This is a genomic window from Clostridium simiarum (assembly GCF_018919175.1).
Taxonomy (GTDB): domain Bacteria; phylum Bacillota; class Clostridia; order Clostridiales; family Clostridiaceae; genus Clostridium_L; species Clostridium_L simiarum.
The window spans coordinates 177,583-197,586 of sequence record NZ_JAHLQL010000005.1; the positions used below are offsets into that span (position 1 = coordinate 177,583).

Consider the following 20,004-nt stretch of genomic DNA (forward strand, 5'->3'; position numbering starts at 1 on the left):
TACCTTAATCTAAACTTCAATTGATGACTTCTAATAACTTTGTTACAACTTATTTATATATTAATTATAACAATATTAATATATAAAAACATCCTAAATTATACTTAAAATAATTCTCTTGTTTTGTAATCCTTAATCTCAACAGCATAGTATGCTGTACTTTACATATACTTTTGCAAAATAAATAAAGCGCTTAATAGCGCTTTATTTATGTTTTTTTATATTATTGTATATAAGACATAGGTGATACTACACTTCCATTAATTCTTACTTCAAAATGTAAGTGTGGTCCTGTACTCATACCTGTAGAGCCTACATACGCAATAGTTTGTCCTTGCTTAACCTGCTGTCCTTGAGAGACATTAAGACTTTGAGCATGAGCATATACAGTTTGTACACCATTACCATGACTTAAAATAACCATATTTCCATATATACTATTATATGTAGCAGTTACAACGTACCCACTTTGAGCCGCTTTTATTGCTGTTCCATATCCTGCACCAATGTCTACCCCATGATGAAATCCCTGTGCACCAGTTATAGGGTGAGTTCTAGGACCATAAGCGCAAGTAATTGGACCACTAACAGGTCTTATGAACCCTGATGAATTTCCTTGGTTCTTATCTTCATCAGGTTTAGAAGGTTTATTATTATTAATTTGCTCTTTAATAAAATTATCTATTTGTTCCCTTGCCTTATCATTAAAATCAACTAATTTAGAGATTTCTTGTTGGTTTTGAGTTTTTTCCTTATCTAGTTTTACTATAAGTCCTTTTTTATTCTCTTCAATACTATTTAATTGAGATACTATACTCTCACTATTACTTTTTTGTTTTAATAAATCCTTTTGAATCAATTCTAATTTTTCTTTACTTAATTTTAATTGATTCATCTTTTTGCTTAATTGATTCTGTTCTTCCTCTAGATTTTTTCTGTCCTTTTCTAGATTTTCTTTCATAACTCTAACTTCTTCAATAAGTTCTTTGTCCATCTTTATCATACGACTGATATTAGTTACTCTAGATATTAAATCACGAAAATCACCACTATCTAGAATAGTTTTTAATATAGCATCTGCTGGATTATTAATATACATCCCTCTAAGCCTTTGTCCAAGCATCTCCTCTTTTTCTTTTTCTTCTTGTTGCTTTTTAGATATTTCTTCTGTCTTTACTTTTATACTATTTTCTGTATCCTTAATATTTCCTTGCAACTCGGACATGCTATTTTTAAGTTCACCAATTTCTCCCTCATAATAGCCTATTTTAGTTTTTGCATCCTCTAGTTCTTTTCCCTTCTGTTCTAGCTGATCTTGAAGTGAATCCACATCTTTTTTTAGCTTATCTTGAACTTCTGGTATCTCTTTATTTCTATTCTCAAGATCTTTTATTTTATTGCTATTGTCTTGAATTTGTTTTTCCTTCTCATCAACATAACTAGGCGCAGCAGAAACTACGCTAAAGGAAGTAAATAACAACGATATGCTCATTAAAACACATAAATATTTCTTTTTAAGCAAAAAACCATCCCCTTTGCTCTGTTTAACTAAATTTATTATACTATATTTTGAATTTAATGTCACAACCTGATTAAATTTTTATAAATTATAAATTTAAAGCTGTTGAATATTGATTTATTCTATTTATATTAGTTTTTTATGAAGAAATTATGAAGAAAAAGACGCAATAGCGTCTTTTTTCTAATTTGCACTTATGATTATAAAAACTTATTTGTAAAAATAACTTATTATTAAGAGTAATACTCCTCCTACTAAGGATAAAGTATAAGAAGGAATTAAATTAATTAAACTTCCAGAAATTATAAGTGCCAAGGGTAAGGTAACTTTTGTCATAGTCAATGTTAAGCTTAATACTCTCCCCCTATATTCATCTGGTATTATATTTTGAAATATATAAAATAGAGGTATGTCTATAAATGCAATAGTTACTCCCATTACTCCCATTACTATGGCATAGTATATCAAATAGGTTGTATCATTTAATTTTATATAGCTAAATAATATAGGTATACCTATCATCAAAATACATATAGCTAAAACCCTAATCATAAATTTTAATAGCTTATCATAAGGATATTTTTCATTTACTTTGTTAACAAATAATGCACCTAATATCATCCCTACAGGAAATGCACCTTCTATTATGCCAAAACTTTTTGTGCTTAATTTTAATACATTATTTATTATAAAGGGCATAGGTACATTTATAGAAAGTCCAATAAAGAAATTTAAATATATCATAATTCCCACTAATTTTATAACATTTTTTCTTTCTCTTATATATTTAAACCCTGCTTTTATACCTTCAATAAAGGCTATTTCCTCTAGATTTTTCTCTTCATAATTAAGCTTAAAATCTATAAATATCTCTAATATACCTGACATAATGAAAGAAACTCCATTTATTGCTATGAAAAATCTTATATCCATAAATGCAAAAACTACCCCACCTAACATAGGACCTAAAATAGAAGATATGGAATCTATTATTTTACCTATAGAATTTATCTTCATAAGACTTTTATCAGAAACTAAATTAGGTTTTGCTGACTCAAAGCTTATATTATAGATAGTTGTAAATATATTTAAAATAAAAGTACTTACATAAATCATTAATATATTTAATCCATTCATACTGCTTAAAAAGTAAAGTGTAATTAATAGCACTCCATTTAGTAAATCCATAATAACTACTATAGTCTTTTTATTAAACTTATCTGCAAGTACCCCCGCAAAGGGATTCACTATAACTGCTGAAATAACTCCTAATATTAAAGTTATTGAAAAAGATAATCCTGATCCTGTAAGCTTTAATACATAGAGTGCTATGCAAAAGTTATATATAGATGTTCCAAACATGGAAATAAGATTTCCTATAGAATATAGTAAAATATTTGGTATTTCTTTTTTATCAAAAGCTTCCTTTAAATAAACACTTGATTCTAACATACTATAACCTCCTATGATTTTAATTTAATTGTACATAATCGGCTATAGACAACCTCAATATATAAATAAAAGTTTTTTTACTATAAAATAAATAAAAGATAGGGTTAACCCTACCTTTTACCATAGAAAGAATATCCATAAACTCTTTCACCTTCATTAAAATAGCTTTCATACTTTCCGCCCTTATCTATATAATCAGACATCTTCTCCTCAATTAAGTTGTAATTAAGCTTCTTTATTTCATTCTTTATGTTATTTAAGATGAAATTTTTTCTATATCTTTGCTCTATAAAACTATTGAAAGTAAAGTTTTTAAATAAGATATAATTACCAATCAAATAAGCATCTTCTTTTACATAACAATCTATTAATTTCAGTAAAAATTCTTCTTTTTCAAATCCATAATTGCTGCTTCCTGAAATATCTAAAACCACATCTATACTCTTTTCTTTTATTGGAATTTCTAAGAAGTCTGAACAAATAAATACTATGTTCTTTCTACTTCCTGTGATTTCAATCATGCTTTTTAAAAATCGATGCCTTGCTATAGAGTGGTCTACCGCAATATATAATATGTCTTCTGGTAAGTCCTTATATATATTCCTCAAGAAGAAGCCCATTCCAGAACCCAACTCAAGAATAACCTTATTTTTTAGCTCCTTGAAGTCTATTCTCTTATTTGCCCATTCTAAGGTTTCATACATCTTCGATAAATAATCTTCATCTGTAAAATTTATATAATCTATTATATAATCAAAATCTGAATCTATATCTTCATGAATATATCTATTACCTAATATTAAGATGCCTTCCTCAATTATATATTCCTCACCACAGTGGCACCTTAACTTTCCATTGATAATTTGATTGTTATTAATATTTCCTTCATGAAGCATTAAATCTCCATTACAACTTAAACATCTAAAAAGATTTAAAGCTTTAAAATCTATTCCTATCTGAAAGTTCTTTTTATTATCTTGAACTCCAAGTTTTTTTATCTTGTCATCAAGTCTTTCTTTCATATGTTTTAATTGGATAATTTTAGCTTCAATCTCATGATACTTATTATTAAAAATCTCTCTATAACAGTGTTCATTCTGATAAGGAGTAAGTTTTCCAAATCTCTTAAACATAAAAATTTCTTTGATTTCACCTAGAGTAAATCCCATACCTTTAAAACTTAATATATCCTCTAAGTCCCTTTGGCATCTTTCATCAAAGTCATATTGCCCTCCCAGTTTTTTAGGTATAATCAAGGCTATGTCCATATAGTGCCTTATAGTATCAATACTCAAGTTGTTTTTATTAGCAAATTTTCCTATCTTCATTTTCCTTCTCCAAATATAATAATTTCTTATATTTTAATAAACCTTTATAAATATATCCTTTTTATATTAAATTAACTATACTCTTTTACTGTTTTTCTCAATTATATTAAGGGAAATAATTATGAATATGAGCCAGATCCTCTATATCTACTTTTAAAATCCCCTCATAATTATGCCTAAACAAAACCTATTAAGTCATAAATCTCTTTTTCCCAAGATTCCATGTACAACTTATTTCCCATGCATAACTTCACTATGTCTTCTACCTTATATCCCTCTTTATATCTTTTGAGTTTTCTGCATAACCTTATAACTTCGCTGGTACTAATAGATAGTTTTTCTTTTATATCCTCCTCATTAAAATAATCTTTTTCTTTAAAGATATTGAAAAGATTATCTTGTAGCTCTCTTTTATACCTTAAATTTATATCATTATTCATATGCGGTCCATTCTTCCCTCTATGACAATTATCACATAAATATTTAAAATTAATAGCTATATTAGCCATATAGCTTGCCTCACTTTTAAATATAATATGGTGCAATTCTGCTTTTCCCTTACCACATACTTCGCAATATCTCAAACTTCCCTCTCCTTAATTTTGAAAATTTATTTTATTCTCAATAATATTATACTAACGAGAAAATTACACTACAAGCTGTAAATTTTTCTTGTAGAAACTCATCTTTACATCTACAGATGAGCACTCAAAAAGTAAGGGACTCGCTCAAAATTGCAAATCTTGGTTTTATGATTAACCAACTACCATCAAACCGCAGGTTTTGGTATCTAATTAACTCATTCATTCAAGATCATAGATTTTGGTTCTCTGCTTAAGCCATTATGATTAAATCATAGATTTTGGATATCTACTTAGAAAATAACTTTAATAAAATATTAATAACTTAATAAGTATATTATTCCATAGAAACACAAAACCTAATAGTAAAAATTTATCATGATTGGAGTTTTGTTATATGTCTTCTTATAATCTCCTTTTAAGTCTAGATGAAAATATTAAACTGATTAAATCTAAATATAGTGAAAATAGGAATCTAGAAATAAGAACTTTATCTTTAAACAAGGATACTTCTTGTGCAATTATTTATGTAGATGGATTAACAAATTTAGAACATATGGAAAAAAGCATTGTAACTCCTCTTTTACTAAATAAGGACATTGATTTTAATACTATAGAAGAAAAAGCTCGATATGCTGCTAAAAAAATTATATTATCCTCTTCTTTAAAAATAGTGAAAGATATATCTACCATATCTTCTTCATTACTTCTTGGAAACTGTGCCATACTCATAGATAATTGCGATGAATGTATTCTTTGTAAGACCCCTCATAGTTATTATAGGAGCATTAGTGAATCTACTTTAGAAGGAACTATAAGAGGCGCTAGAGATGCTTTTATAGAAAGTCTAGATACTAATATTGCTCTTATACAACAAAAATTAAGAAGCTCTAATCTTAAAATAGAAAATTATACCTTAGCAAATAAGAGTCCTACAAGGATATCCTTATTATATGTAGACGGTATTGCTGATGAAACTTTATTAAATAATATAAAAGGTAAGATTTCCTCTTTATCTATAGATTATCTGCCAGATAGTGGATATTTAATTCAATATATAGAACCGAGAACTTATAATATTTTTCCTCAAGGTAAAGTTACAGAAGTTCCCGATAAAGTAGTATCTGATATCCTTCAAGGTAAAGTAGCAATAATTATAGATGGTTCCCCTCAAGTTTTAATATTACCTGTAGTTTTTATAGAATTTTTTCAAGCCTTTGAGGATTATTCAAATAATATTTTAATAGCTAATTTTGAAAGATTTTTACGAATAATGGGTGCCCTTATTATAGTCCTTTTATCTCCTATTTATCTTTGTTATGTAGAGTATAATCCTCAACTTATACCTTTAAATTTATTAAAAACAATATCAGAATCAAGACTTAATATACCCTTGAATCCTTTTTTAGAAGTCCTTTCTATGGAAATACTGGTAGAAATTCTTCGTGAAGGAGGTATTAGGCTGCCATCACCTATAGGACAGACTTTGGCTATTGTAGGAGGAATAATACTAGGAGATGCTGCGGTAAGATCTGGTCTTGTAAGCCCTACTACCCTAGTAATTGTCGCCATAGGTGTTATTAGTACTTTTTTAATACCTAATTACCAAATGGCTTTATCTATAAGACTTATACGGTTTTTCATGCTTATTTTAGTTAAACTTTTGGGGTTACTTGGAATAATATTAGGTATTCATCTGATACTTTTAATACTTATAAATACAAATTCTTTTGGAGTTCCTTATCTTTCTCCAATAACACCGTATAAATCTTCAGGGGTTAAGGACAGCATATTCAGAGAAAAGATAACTTCATTAAATAAACTATCAAGTAAATTATTCAGAGTAAAAAATAAGGATGGTACTCAATAATATGAATAACCAATTAACGCAGAATCAATATAATTCTCTAATAATAAATTCTTTTGTAGGTATAGGTATATTATCTTTAGCTTATGAAACCTCAAAGGTTGCTAAACAAGATGCATGGATATCAGTACTTATATCTGGAGTTATACCCTTATTAATATTATTTAATTCTTCTTATCTCCATAAAAAACATGGAAATATGACATTTACAAACTCTCTTATAAATATATATGGTAAATTTTTAGGCAATGTAGTTATTATACTTTTTATCTTAAATTCTATATTGGTTCAATTTATAACTTTAAGTACATATGTAGAAATAGTAAAATATACCATTGTAGATTTCTTACCTAATTGGCTTATAGCAGTTTCTGTAATATTAACTACTATTTTAACTTCTTACAACGGTATAAGTGGTTTAGGAAGATTTACTGAAATAAATACACCTTTTATTTTGATAATTTTCTTCATTCCCCTAATTTATATAACTAAAGGATCTTTTTCAAATATCTCCCCCATAGCAACCAATATGATAAATATACTATACGCTACGCCTAATGCCATGTTAGCCTATCAAGGAGGTGAAAACGCGTATTTTTTTCAACCCTATATTTCCAAGGAAAAAGAACTTTTTTTAGAAAATATAAAATGCCTTTTACTTCTAATGTTTATATATACTGTTGTAGTCTTTGTCACAATCTATTATTTAGGTTATGAACTTACTTCAAAGTACAAGTATTCCCTTTTATTTTTGGTTAAATTAGTAGAACTACCTATACTTTCAGATTTAAGATCTACATTTTTGCTAATTTGGAGTTCCTCTATATTAATTACCCTAGCTATAAATCATTATACCTTTTCAAATATGCTGGAAAATATCTTTACCCTTAATAGAAAAAGAACTTACATTATAAATTATATAATCATAATTTCATTATACTTAACCAGTGAAAGTAATAGGGCTATTACTATGTTTATATATGATACTCTGTTTCCTATAGTGTTTTTTTCTATTTTATTCATATCAACGCTGTCCACTATAATTTTAATTTTTAAGAAGGAGGATAAGTATCATGCGCGTCAATAAATTATTGTTTTTTATAGTCCTTATCCCCCTTTTTTTTATTAGCTTTTATAATGCTGTTCCTGCTGAAAAATTATCCATAATAGTTGGGATAGGTAATGATTTAAATCCAGAAAATAGCAAAAAATATTCTGCCACCTTTGAAATTTTATCTGACAGAAGTAATAGTCATTTATCTTCAGTTCCTTTAACAGGTAGTGATTTAACTTTATACACTTCTGAAAATGAAAGACAAATGGAGAACAGCAAGAAATGGCTCTGGGCAGAGGTTATATATATCTTAAGTGAAGATAGAGCTCGCCTTGGTATAGAAGATCTTCTAGATTCTTTTATTAGAGATACCTCTAGAAATGAGAGAGCTTACATCATTGTCTCAAAGCAAGATAGTGAAACTGTATTTTCTATACCAACCCCTCCTAGTTATTCTGTATCGGAGCACATCAATGGTATAATAAAAAATCTAAATGAAAGCAATTTTTATAGCAATAGATATGAAGTAATAGATTTAATGCTAATGGAAAGGCAAAATGGAAGGAATATAGTTTTACCCTATATAGAAATAGAAGATAATAAACCTAAGGTTAATGGGTTAGCTCTTTTTGAAGGTAATCAAATGATAAAATATGTACCTCTTGATGAAGCAAAACTAATTAATCTATTAAGAAATAAAAATGGTGAAGGATTCCTTAGTATATTATCTGACAATCCTCAACAATACATAGATTTTAAAGGAAAAAGCTCTTCAAAGGTAAAAGTTTCTTTAGAAGAAGATAAGTTAAAATATGATATATTTATAAATATGAAGGGCTATATTTTAGTAAACTCATTAAAAAATAGTTATGGATATTTCGATGATACTAGGGTAATTGAAAAAACATTAGAGGATAAAGTTAAAAATATGCTTTTGGATGAAATTAATCTTATACAAAACAACTATAGATTCGATTGTTTAGATTTAACCAGATATGCAATAGCTAAATTTGGAGATACAAGTCCTTATATTTCTAAAGAAAATTTTCTTAATTCAAAGATAGATGTTCATGTAAATGTAAAAATTTTAAGTGGAGGAAAATCTATAGATCCTGATAGTGGTACGAAGCTTTTTAAAAAATAAAAATAATGGCTAAATAACCAAAACCTTATTCCATAAATCTTCCTATAAAGTTTGATTATATTTTAATTTTAGATTTACTCTACCTTAATTATGTTTAAGCCTATCTAAAAACTTAGCCCTTTTAATACTCATCCTTCTAGTAAACATGAGCATTAAGAGGGCTTCATTATATCAAGTGATTCCTGGCTTAATTAGTATTTAATTAAAATCAATGTGCTTTTCTATATAAAAATAATTTTTTACTTTATTATATCCTGTATCTTTTTAACCTTTTCCTTTATATTTTCCGCTCCAACAATTTCAGATATTATGGCATAGCTCATAGCACCATTTTCTTTTGCAAGTAATATGTTACTCTCTTTTATGCCCCCTATAGCTACATGAGGTATGTTTATATTTTCTGAAACCCACTTTAAATATTTAAGTCCCGCAGTAGGTGCTGCATCAAGCTTTGTAGTGGTAGGAAATATTGGTCCAACCCCTATGTAATCTACTCCTATTTTTTCTGCTTCTAATGCTTGATCTTCATTATTAGTTGAAAGTCCTATAATCATATCCTGAGCTATAGATTTTACAGCCTTATAGGGAATATCATTTTGTCCAATATGAACTCCATCAGCTTCTACTGCAAGTGCAATATCAATATCATCATTTACAATAAAAAGCACTCCATTATCTTTAGTTAACTTTCTTATTTCCATGCACTCTAGATATTTCTCTCTTTTTCCCTTTTTCTTCTCTCTATATTGAAATATCTTAACCTCTGATTCTATGATAGATTTAACAATTTCTATGTTACTTCTACCTTTTGAAAACTCTTCTCCGTTAATAGAATATATGGAGTTTTCAAATATATGTCTCAGATTTTCTCTAAAATATTTTTTATCTTTAATAACTCTCATATAACCTCTCCCCTTTTCAATAAATTCAAATAGTTTTTTAAAGGACAATAAGCTCTGTATTATCTATAGCTTCCTTAACTAAGGCTTCTATATCTAATGCTTCTTCTGATTTCATTATTTCCTTAAGTCTTGGTTTAGTCTTAGGATGCTTTGGAACAAATATTGTACAACAATCCTCATAAGGTAATATTGAAGTTTCAAAGGTTCCTATTTCTTTAGCTATATCCATTATATCATTTTTATCCATAGCTATTAATGGTCTGAATACTGGTCTATCAGATACATCATCGCTAACTATTAAAGCTTCCATGGTTTGGCTAGCCACTTGACCTACGCTCTCTCCTGTAGTTACAGAAGCTATACCCTTTATTTCTGCAAGTTCACAAGCTAATCTCATCATGAATCTTCTCATTATTATAGTAAGTTCATCTTCTCTACATTTTTCAATTATACTCATTTGTATATTAGTAAAAGGTGCTACATATAGATTTATACGTCCTGTATACGAAGATAATATTTTTGCTAAATCTTTTACCTTCTCTTTAGCTCTTTCACTAGTATAAGGTGAACTATGATAATATACACAGTTTAACTCCACACCTCTTCTTCCCACTAGGTACCCAGCAACAGGAGAGTCAATTCCTCCAGATAGCATAAGCATAGTACTTCCATTCATACCATAAGGCATTCCACCTACAGCCTTTACCTTTTTTTCATACACATAAGCATTTCCTCTTATTTCTACCTGTAATACATGCTGTGGTTTATTAACATCAACCTTTATATCCTCCATATTAGATAATATAAAAGAACCCAACTCTCTACTAACTTCCATTGAATTCATAGGAAAACGCTTATCCGCTCTCTTAGTCTCTACCTTAAAGGTTTCAGGGCTTACTTCTTTCATAATTTCTAAGCATTGTGCCTTGATCTCTTCCATTTCTGCTGGAATCATTCTAACAATACAAAGTTCTGATACTCCAAAGACTTTCTTTACTCTCTCTATTATTCCTTCAAGATCTTCTCCACCTATAAACCATCTATTTTGATCCATTATAAATTTATAATCAATGTCTTTTAACACCTTTTTTATATTATCTTTTAATTTTTTTTCAAATTTATTTCTATTTAGTCCTTTAAGAAATATTTCTGATGCATATTTTACTAATATTACTTTTTTCATATTTTAACTCTCCTTAAAAATTCAAGTGACTTTGATAAAATCCCTAAAGTATAATCTATTTCTTCTCTTGTAGTAAACTCTGAAAAGCTAAATCTTATAGCACCTTCTAAGTACTTGCTTGGTATAGAAAGAGCACCTAATATTCTACTATGCTTGACATTTTTAGATGAACAAGCAGAACCTGTAGATACAAAAATGCCTTTATCCTCTAAAGCGTGTAGCAATACTTCTCCTCTTACTCCTATAAAGCTTATATTTAATATATAAGGAGTAAAATCTTCACCTAAGGGACTGTTAATTCTTATATCACTTATGTTCTTTAACCCTTCAATAAAATAAGCCTTAATATCTTCAACTCTAGAATAATTCTCATCCATATTATCCTTCATGATTTTACTAGCTAAGGCTAAGGCTGCAGATGAAGCTACATTTTCCGTTCCAGCTCTAAATCCTCTTTCTTGTCCACCACCTTCTATAATAGGTTTAGGATTAAGCCCCTTTTTAATATATAAAAATCCAATTCCTCTAGGTCCATGGATTTTATGACCACTAGCAGACAGCATATCTATTTTGCATTCTTTTACATCTATATTTAACTTACCAAAGCTTTGTACTGCATCAACATGAAATTTAGCTCTACTGCTATTTTCCTTGATTATACTTCCAATACTCTTTAGATCTTGAATGACACCTATTTCGTTATTTACATGCATTATAGTTACTAATACAGTATCCTTATTTATGCTGTTTTTTAATTCTTCCAAGTTAACTTTACCCTTTGAATCCGTAGAAAGATATGTAATTTTAACTCCCTCAGTCTCTAACTCTTTTAATGTATTCAAAACGCTAGAATGTTCAATAGCAGAAGTTATAATATGTTTCCCAGGTCCCACCAGTCCTTTTATAGCAAGATTATTACTCTCACTTCCACCTGAGGTAAATATAATCTCTTCCTTTGAAGAATTAATTATCTTTGCAATAGTCTCTCTAGATTCATTCAACTTTCTTTCTGCTATAACACCTAATCTATGGGCAGAAGAAGGGTTTCCATATACTTCTTTCATAGTATAAGCTAATACATCTACTACTTCATCATAAGGTTTCGTAGTAGCACTATTATCTAAATATACTTCCATCTATATCACCTACTTTATATTATTGTCTCCTAATTATACTAATTAATTATAAACATAATAATCTTATATATCTACTATTTATTTTAAGAAATTCCTATTACTATATACCCTGAAGATAAAATAATTTTATTCTTACTATATTATTTTTTACTTATAAAAAATAAAGAGCCTCTTCAAAATTTAGAAGAAGCTACTTTATAATAATAAAAACTATATTAAATATCAGATAAAATTTTAAGTAAAAATTCTCTTTTTACTATACCAACTAAAACAACTGTTGTTGCTATAATAGCTATTGTTATGGCTATAAAATGATTACCTCCCGCTACCTGTGCACCAAAAAGGCTAGATAGGAACAAAGCTGGAATCCTTCCTAAAGTTGAATATATTATAAAGTTTTTAAGATCTATTCTCGATACTCCACATACAAATATAAGGGAATCCTTAGGTATACCCGGTATAAGGTATAATAAAAAAACTATTAAGTTTATTTTTTTATTATTAAGTAGTTTTTCTAACTTATGAAAATTCTTCTTAGACATAAATTTATTCACCAAAGGCATTCCAAACTTTTTAGAAATAGCAAATAAAATAATAGAGCCTACTGTTATACCTCCAATGGATAAAAGGGTTCCTAAAAAGGTTCCAAAAACATATCCTCCTGCTGCCTGTATAACCTCTCCTGGTATAAAAAATATTACAACCTGGATTATCTGCATTATAAAAAACACAAGCATTCCTAAAGTTCCAAAGGAATCTAAGTAAACCTTTAACCTTTCTTTATCTCTTAGTAAATTCATAAACACATTTATGTTTTCTCTAAAAATATATAACAATATAAATGATAATACTACAGTTGTAAGTATCAATAAGTTTTTAACACTAAATATTCCTTTGTACCTCATAAATTGTCCTCCAATTTTTTATTACATATATATTATCATTTATATATTAAAAATATATTGTAAGAATCTTAAATTTTACTTAAATAATTTACAAATATTCGAAAATTTCATTAAATGCTCAGATAAAAATATATTTACCTATTTCATATTCTACATAAATGTATTTATATTAAATTCCTCATAAATATTAAATCCCTTTAAATTTCCTTTACTGGAAACGATATCTACAAAATTTTGTATAACTTCGTAGGTTTTGTTTACTTTTTCATCATCTAATCTACCTCTGCCGAGTCTATCGCATATACTTATAAGTGTTATATCTTTCAAGTCTACTTCTTTTATCATAGAATTTATATCAGCAAAAGGTAGGCCATTTGTTACAAAAAGAGCTTGCATATGCCATCTTACAAGAGAGGCTACTTCTTTAACAAAACTTTCTTCCTCCTGAAAATAACTAAAAAATTCTAATACCATTTCTTTTCCTACTTTATCATGGTCATAAGAGGTTATCCTACCTTTTCTCAGTTTAGTTGTACTTATTTTTCCTATATCATGAAGTAACAGTGACCACATAAATCTTCTTTGATCCTTACTATATTTTTTATAGCTAGCTCCTCTATCTATAACAAGCATGACATGATTCCACACATTACCCTCTGGATGATATTTTAATTCTTGAGGTATGTCCTTAAGCTTTGATAAAACCTTAAAAGGTTCCATGTCTAACTCTTCATCAACCAACATTTTATTTAGCTCAAAAGATGGTCTTTCTTCGTTAATCAATATTTCATCTATTTTACCATAAATTTCTTTCATATTTTTCTCCTTCTATTACTGTAGTCATATTAAATTATTACCATGATAACTAGTTATAATACATTTTTAATTATATAATATAATCATAAGTTAAGTATAAAACAAATTATTTTTGGAGGAGATTTAAATGTCAAATAATAAAAGATTATATAAAATAAAAGAACAATCAATGATTTCTGGTGTTTGCGCTGGAACTGCTGAATATTTAAGTATAGATGTATCCATAGTAAGATTGGTTTGGCTTGCTCTAGGCTTCTTTTGGTTCACTGGAGTTATACTTTATATAGCAGCTGCTGCAATTTTGCCAGACAAAAAAGATTTAGTTAATAGGGATCCAAACTTCAATAAACCTTTTGAAGATGTAGATTATTATGAGACAAAAAGTGAAAACAAAGGAAATAATAACAATAATGATATGAATAGCTAAAATTAAAGCTTGCACATTAGCTGTGCAAGCTATTTTTTACTTTAATATTCTTTTAAACTAATTATCTTTTCTCTTTTCCTTTTTTATTTTATTTACAGCACCTACCACAGATATAGTTATAAGTACTCCAACTATAGCTTCTAGTATACCATTAGTATAGGCTACTCCAAAAATGGCTTTTGTAGCTTTATCAATAGTAAGATTTTTAACTGTTGCATATTTATCTACGTATAAAATGTATATCATAGTTAATACTCCAACAGTATTAGTCAAAGATCCTATCGCTGCACCAATTCCAATTCTTATAGATTCATTTTTTATTTTTATGAGTTTGTAGCTATAATAGGAAGTTAATGGGATTAAAATCCTTGGTAGTATAGAAACTAATGGGTTTATAAAAGCAAAAGATAAAAGATTTGGAGCCATTATGTTCTGGATTATACTAAATCCTCCAAACATAAGTCCAATTAACATTCCTACCTTAGGCCCTTCTATTATTGCACCTATTATTACAGGTATGTGCATTATAGTTATCTTAGCTATAGGCAATTGAATAAATCCATAGCCTGTAACTCCTAATATAATGCAAATTGCAGACAACATACCTACTACAGTAAGCTGCCTTGTCCTTGTTTGACTTAATCTTGATCCTCTTTCCATGATATCCTCCTCACTCTTATTCCCCTAAAGGATATAAGTTGAAATTTAATTAAGATTTAAAATACAGTTCGATTTCTATAAGAATACCGACTAAAAGTATTTTATCACCTTTTTTAAAAAATGTTAATAGAATTTGTTAAAGTTTTTCCAAAGTTTCATTTTCACATTTTTCTACAAACGTTATCTATGCATATTCAATATTTAACCATAAATATTACAGATTTCTTATGGAGGGATTTTAATAAGTTATGAATAATAACTAGAATTACTAAAGGGCTTTCAAAGTAAAACCTTGAAAGCCCTTTTCATTATTTTTTCTTACTTTAAATATTATGCTTATTTCCCTGTGCTTTAAAAGCTCTAAGCATTAAATTGTGATTTAATTTCTTGTATTTGTTGAGATGTAGCTTGTGATGCTGGTTTGTAAAATCCTTTTTGGGATGCTACCTTATACAAGTTATATTGACAATTCTCATCATTGTTTCTTATTTGTTGAAGAGTCTGTCTTAATTGTTCATTTTCAGTTTGGCTTATAGCACTAGCATATCCTGATAAACTTCCATTTACCATTGATAAAACATCATTTACCATATCTTTATCTTGCATTTACATTTCCTCCTTCTATCCTAAAAAATTTATTAGTTTTTGTTTAGTATTTTGAGCTTCTTTAGCTGATTGCTCAAACATTTGCTTTATTTGAGGATCTGTAGCTTGCTGTGCATATGCACTTAATTTTTGATGGGCTGTTTCATGTGATCCTATAAGATGTCTTAAATTTTGTAATTCTAATTGACTTAATTGCATATTAATCAACTCTCCTTTTATTTTATTTACAATACTAGTATTAGAATTCTATAGATAAAATATTCAGGTATAATTTTTATCTTTATGTTATATTTTAAAATCTTTATAATTATTTAATAATAAAACTAATCCTATATTTTTCATTGAAGCATTGATTAATTATTTCATTTATGATAAAAATATCTAGTGTAATAAAAATAGCCAAAGAAAAAATATATATGTATAATAGAATTAACACTTTGAAGGGAGGTAAATGTCGAAATTTTTTTTGACATTGATATATATGAAAGATCCAAAAGATACAAAAGTCATAGTTGGTATGTCTGGTGGAGTGGATTCCTCTGTAGCGGCATTACTACTTAAAGAACAGGGATATAATGTTGTGGGCATATTCATGAAAAACTGGGATGAAAAAGATGATGATGGTGCCTGTACAGCTACTGAAGATTATGAGGATGTTAGAAGAGTTTGCGATCAATTAGAAATCCCTTACTACACTGTAAACTTTGTTCGTGAATATTGGGATAGAGTTTTTAGTTACTTTTTAGAAGAGTATAAAAAAGGAAGAACTCCAAATCCTGATGTAATGTGTAATAAAGAAATAAAATTCAAAGCTTTTTTAGATATGGCTTTAAAGCTTGAAGCAGATTACATAGCTATGGGACATTATGCTAATGTAGATTTTAAGGATGGAGAATACAAGCTTTTAAGAGGAGCAGATAATAATAAAGATCAAACTTATTTTTTATGTAAGTTAAATCAATATCAGCTTTCGAAATCCTTATTTCCAATAGGACACCTTGAAAAATCTCAAGTTAGAGAGCTAGCAAAAAAAGCTGGGCTTGAAACTGCAAATAAAAAAGATAGTACTGGAGTTTGTTTCATAGGAGAGAGAGACTTTAATAAATTTTTAAGCAACTTTTTACCTGCAAAATCCGGACTTATAAAAACACCTTCTGGGGAAATAAAAGGAAAGCATGACGGACTTATGTATTATACATTAGGTCAAAGAAAAGGTTTGGGTATAGGTGGTGAAGGCGAACCTTGGTTTGTAGCTGAAAAAGATCTAAAAACTAATACTCTTTATGTAGTTCAAGGAGAGCAACATGCCTCTTTGTACTCCTATGGTTTGATAGCTACGGATTTAAGTTTCATAAGTGAAAATGAAAAGCCTAAGAAGTTCCAATGTACAGCTAAATTTAGATATAGACAACCTGACCAGCAGGTTACACTTCATTTAATGAAAGATAATAAATGTTTTGTAGAATTTAAAGAGGCTCAAAAAGCTATAACCCCAGGTCAAGCAGTTGTTTTCTATAAAGATTCAGAATGCCTTGGTGGAGCTACCATAGATAAGTACTTTAAGAGTAAAGAAAGCATGGAAAAATTTAAGGAATACAACCTTTAAAAATTATCCCTATACTAACCCATAAACTTTTTTTGAAAGACTAAATATAAAAGCTTAGGAAGTCATATTTTAAAAATTCCTAAGCTTTTATCTTTTATTTTATCCCATGACTTATATTATAAGAAGATCTCCTTCTTCTATATCTACTTTTATATTCTGTCCTTCCTTTATTTCTCCGGAAATAATTTTTCTCGCTATTTCTGTCTCTAGAGAATTTTCTATATATCTTCTTAGGGGTCTAGCACCATATATAGGATCGTATCCCTCTTTGGCTAAAAGTGTCTTCGCTTCTTCTGTTACAGATATACTCATATTTTTTTCTTTTAATCTATAGTTTAATTCTTGTAAAAATATATCTATTATTTTTACTACCCCATTTTTAGATAAAGGTTTAAATAATATAATATCATCTACTCTATTAAGGAATTCCGGTTTAAATCTATCTCTCATATCTCTTATTACTGATTCTTTTATGCCTTCTTCTATTTGATTTTCTTTTTTATTTTGTAGCAAATACTGACTTCCTATATTAGAAGTCATGATTATTATAGTGTTTTTAAAATCAATAATATTTCCCTTATTATCTGTCAATCGTCCATCGTCCAAAATCTGAAGAAATACATTAAACACATCTTCATGAGCTTTTTCTATTTCATCGAAAAGTATAACACTGTAGGGTTTTCTTCTAACCGCTTCTGTCAACTGTCCGCCTTGTTCATAACCTACATATCCTGGAGGAGCTCCTATAAGCCTAGATACAGAAAACTTTTCCATATACTCTGACATATCTATCCTTATCATATTTTCCTCACTATCAAATAATGTTCTTGCTAGAGTCTTAGCAAGCTCTGTTTTCCCTACTCCTGTAGGTCCTAAAAATATAAAGGAACCTATAGGTTTATTTACACTTTTAAGTCCTGCCCTAGCTCTTATTACTGCATTAGCTACAGCTTTAATAGGCTCTTCTTGATCTACAACCCTTATTTTTAACTCTTCTTCTAATCTTAAAAGTTTCTTTCGTTCTCCCTCTAGAATCCTGGACACCGGTATTCCAGTCCACTTTGATACTATTTCAGATATTTCCTCCTCTGTAACTTCTTCCTTTAATAGAGCTCCTTCATAATTTTCCTTAATAAGTTCTTCTTTTTCTTGTATTTTCTTTTCTATTTGAGGGAGCCTTCCATATCTTAATTCTGCTACTTTATTTAAATCATACTCTCTCTCATACTTTTCAATTCTTCCTCTTATATTATCCAATTCAGTTTTTAAATCCCTTACTTCTAATATATGAGTTTTTTCTTTTTCATACTTAGCAGTCATTGCCTTGTCTTTTTCTTTTAATTCACTAAGTTCTTTTTCTAGATGCGCTAGCCTATCTTTAGAAAAACTGTCTCTTTCTCTATTTAGGCTTTCTTTTTCAATTTCAAGTTGGAATATTCTTCTTCTAACCACATCTAATTCTGTAGGTAAACTATCTATTTCAGTCCTTATCATAGCTCCAGCTTCATCTATAAGATCTATGGCCTTATCTGGTAAAAACCTATCTGTTATATACCTATGAGATAGTTTTGCTGCAGCTATTATAGCAGAATCATGAATTCTTATCCCATGATGTATCTCAAATCTCTCTTTTAATCCTCTTAATATGGATATTGTATCTTCTACAGAAGGTTCTTCAACTATAACGGGTTGAAATCTTCTTTCAAGTGCCTTATCCTTTTCTATATATTGTCTATACTCGTCAAAAGTAGTTGCCCCTATACAATTAAGTTCTCCTCTGGCTAAAAGTGGCTTTATAATGTTACCTGCATCCATAGCACCTTCTGTTTTACCAGCTCCAACTATAGTATGAAGTTCATCAATAAATAATATTATCCTTCCATTACTACTTTGAACTTCCTTTAATACAGCCTTTAATCTTTCTTCAAATTCACCCCTATATTTAGCTCCAGCAATTAAAGCTCCCATATCTAAAGAGAAAATTATCTTATCCTTAAGTCCTTCGGGGACATCACCTCTAACAATTCTTTCTGCCAATCCCTCTACTATAGCAGTTTTACCCACTCCTGGCTCTCCTATTAATACTGGATTATTTTTAGTTCTTCTAGATAATATTCTAACAGTCCTTCTTATCTCTTCATCTCTTCCAATAACAGGATCAAGCTTATGTTTTTTAGCAAGTTCCACAAGATTTATACTATATTTTTTTAGTGCATCATAAGTACCCTCAGGATCCATAGTATCTACCCTTTGATTTCCTCGAGTAGCAGCTAGTGCAGACATAAAATCCTTCTTGTTGATCCCATTACTTACCATTATCCTTCCTGTAATACCTTTATAATCCACATCCATTATAGCTAACATAATATGTTCAACACTTATATAAGAATCCTTAAAATCCTTTGCTATTTTTTCTGCACTAATAAATACTTCTTCTATTCTTCTTGTTGCATAAACAGAAGAATTATCAGCTCCACTACCTAAAACCTTAGGTAACTTTTCTAATTCTTTATTTATATCATAATTTAGATTTTTTATACTTACTCCCATTTTCTCCAATATATTTGGTATAAGCCCATCTTCTTGCTGTACAAGTGCTGCAAAGAGATGTATGATATCAATTTGCTGATGTCTATAACTTACTGCTATAGCTTGAGAGTCATTCAGAGCATTTTGTACCCTCAATGTCAACTTTTCTATATTCATAACTTCCCTCCTTAATTTTTATTTTTTACTATCTTACTATATATATTATCAGTATTTTAAATAAAATAAAAATCTGTAACCATTCAGCTACTACAATAATTTAAACTTCTAA

Annotated in this window: 18 protein-coding genes; 5 read left to right on the top strand and 13 right to left on the bottom strand. The window is 28.7% G+C overall.

Annotated features, from left to right (window positions below):
• Nucleotides 1–223: 223 nt before the first annotated feature.
• From KQI89_RS17940 to KQI89_RS14035, 4 genes are all read right to left on the bottom strand, one after another.
• Entirely contained in the window at nt 224–1,522 is a 1,299-nt protein-coding gene (locus tag KQI89_RS17940) for a murein hydrolase activator EnvC family protein (protein ID WP_281418325.1), read from the bottom strand.
• A 207-nt stretch (nt 1,523–1,729) separates the two neighbouring features.
• Nucleotides 1,730–2,971, bottom strand: a complete 1,242-nt coding sequence (locus KQI89_RS14025; protein ID WP_216457567.1) for an MFS transporter — start codon at nt 2,969–2,971, stop codon at nt 1,730–1,732.
• Nucleotides 2,972–3,081: 110 nt separating this feature from the next.
• Nucleotides 3,082–4,299: a MerR family transcriptional regulator gene (locus KQI89_RS14030; RefSeq protein ID WP_216457568.1), complete on the bottom strand. Its 1,218-nt coding sequence runs from the start codon at nt 4,297–4,299 to the stop codon at nt 3,082–3,084.
• A gap of 176 nt (nt 4,300–4,475) precedes the next feature.
• The gene (locus tag KQI89_RS14035) at nt 4,476–4,883 is read right to left on the bottom strand and encodes a hypothetical protein (protein ID WP_216457569.1); all 408 of its coding nucleotides are present in this window, start codon (nt 4,881–4,883) and stop codon (nt 4,476–4,478) included.
• Between the two features lie 394 nt (nt 4,884–5,277).
• On the opposite strand from KQI89_RS14035, the gene KQI89_RS14040 reads away from it, so the two are divergent.
• Genes KQI89_RS14040 through KQI89_RS14050 form a run of 3 tightly spaced genes read left to right on the top strand, consistent with a single transcriptional unit; the run spans nt 5,278 to nt 8,945 of the window.
• Nucleotides 5,278–6,750, top strand: coding sequence for a spore germination protein (locus KQI89_RS14040; protein WP_216457570.1), 1,473 nt, complete (start codon nt 5,278–5,280; stop codon nt 6,748–6,750).
• A gap of 1 nt (nt 6,751) precedes the next feature.
• Nucleotides 6,752–7,834: a GerAB/ArcD/ProY family transporter gene (locus KQI89_RS14045; RefSeq protein WP_216457571.1), complete on the top strand. Its 1,083-nt coding sequence runs from the start codon at nt 6,752–6,754 to the stop codon at nt 7,832–7,834.
• Nucleotides 7,821–8,945: a Ger(x)C family spore germination C-terminal domain-containing protein gene (locus tag KQI89_RS14050; protein WP_216457572.1), complete on the top strand. Its 1,125-nt coding sequence runs from the start codon at nt 7,821–7,823 to the stop codon at nt 8,943–8,945. The genes KQI89_RS14045 and KQI89_RS14050 overlap by 14 nt, the downstream gene beginning before the upstream one ends.
• A 239-nt stretch (nt 8,946–9,184) precedes the next feature.
• Here KQI89_RS14050 and thiE read toward each other — a convergent pair whose 3' ends face one another.
• From thiE to KQI89_RS14075, 5 genes are all read right to left on the bottom strand, one after another.
• Nucleotides 9,185–9,847, bottom strand: coding sequence for a thiamine phosphate synthase (gene thiE, locus KQI89_RS14055; RefSeq protein ID WP_216457573.1), 663 nt, complete (start codon nt 9,845–9,847; stop codon nt 9,185–9,187).
• Between the two features lie 37 nt (nt 9,848–9,884).
• Nucleotides 9,885–11,030, bottom strand: coding sequence for a tRNA uracil 4-sulfurtransferase ThiI (thiI, locus tag KQI89_RS14060; RefSeq protein ID WP_216457574.1), 1,146 nt, complete (start codon nt 11,028–11,030; stop codon nt 9,885–9,887).
• On the bottom strand, nt 11,027–12,166 hold the full coding sequence (locus KQI89_RS14065) for a cysteine desulfurase family protein (RefSeq protein ID WP_216457575.1): 1,140 nt from the start codon (nt 12,164–12,166) through the stop codon (nt 11,027–11,029). The genes thiI and KQI89_RS14065 overlap by 4 nt, the downstream gene beginning before the upstream one ends.
• 215 nt (nt 12,167–12,381) lie before the next feature.
• Nucleotides 12,382–13,071: a TVP38/TMEM64 family protein gene (locus tag KQI89_RS14070; RefSeq protein ID WP_216457576.1), complete on the bottom strand. Its 690-nt coding sequence runs from the start codon at nt 13,069–13,071 to the stop codon at nt 12,382–12,384.
• A 150-nt stretch (nt 13,072–13,221) separates the two neighbouring features.
• Complete coding sequence (locus tag KQI89_RS14075) at nt 13,222–13,887, bottom strand: HD domain-containing protein (protein ID WP_216457577.1); 666 nt, start codon at nt 13,885–13,887, stop codon at nt 13,222–13,224.
• Between the two features lie 127 nt (nt 13,888–14,014).
• On the opposite strand from KQI89_RS14075, the gene KQI89_RS14080 reads away from it, so the two are divergent.
• Nucleotides 14,015–14,314 (top strand): PspC domain-containing protein, encoded by a 300-nt coding sequence (locus KQI89_RS14080; RefSeq protein WP_081923177.1) that lies wholly within the window; start codon nt 14,015–14,017, stop codon nt 14,312–14,314.
• 57 nt (nt 14,315–14,371) lie between these two features.
• Here KQI89_RS14080 and KQI89_RS14085 read toward each other — a convergent pair whose 3' ends face one another.
• From KQI89_RS14085 to KQI89_RS14095, 3 genes are all read right to left on the bottom strand, one after another.
• Nucleotides 14,372–14,974, bottom strand: a complete 603-nt coding sequence (locus KQI89_RS14085) for an ECF transporter S component (protein WP_032120776.1) — start codon at nt 14,972–14,974, stop codon at nt 14,372–14,374.
• Nucleotides 14,975–15,334: 360 nt separating this feature from the next.
• Nucleotides 15,335–15,580, bottom strand: a complete 246-nt coding sequence (locus KQI89_RS14090) for a spore coat protein (RefSeq protein WP_216457578.1) — start codon at nt 15,578–15,580, stop codon at nt 15,335–15,337.
• 15 nt (nt 15,581–15,595) lie between these two features.
• Complete coding sequence (locus KQI89_RS14095; RefSeq protein ID WP_032120774.1) at nt 15,596–15,778, bottom strand: hypothetical protein; 183 nt, start codon at nt 15,776–15,778, stop codon at nt 15,596–15,598.
• A 253-nt stretch (nt 15,779–16,031) separates the two neighbouring features.
• Between KQI89_RS14095 and mnmA the strand changes: the two genes are divergently transcribed.
• Nucleotides 16,032–17,186, top strand: a complete 1,155-nt coding sequence (gene mnmA, locus KQI89_RS14100; protein WP_281418326.1) for a tRNA 2-thiouridine(34) synthase MnmA — start codon at nt 16,032–16,034, stop codon at nt 17,184–17,186.
• Nucleotides 17,187–17,297: 111 nt separating this feature from the next.
• Here mnmA and clpB read toward each other — a convergent pair whose 3' ends face one another.
• Nucleotides 17,298–19,892: an ATP-dependent chaperone ClpB gene (gene clpB, locus KQI89_RS14105; RefSeq protein ID WP_216457579.1), complete on the bottom strand. Its 2,595-nt coding sequence runs from the start codon at nt 19,890–19,892 to the stop codon at nt 17,298–17,300.
• Between the last annotated feature and the right edge of the window lie 112 nt (nt 19,893–20,004).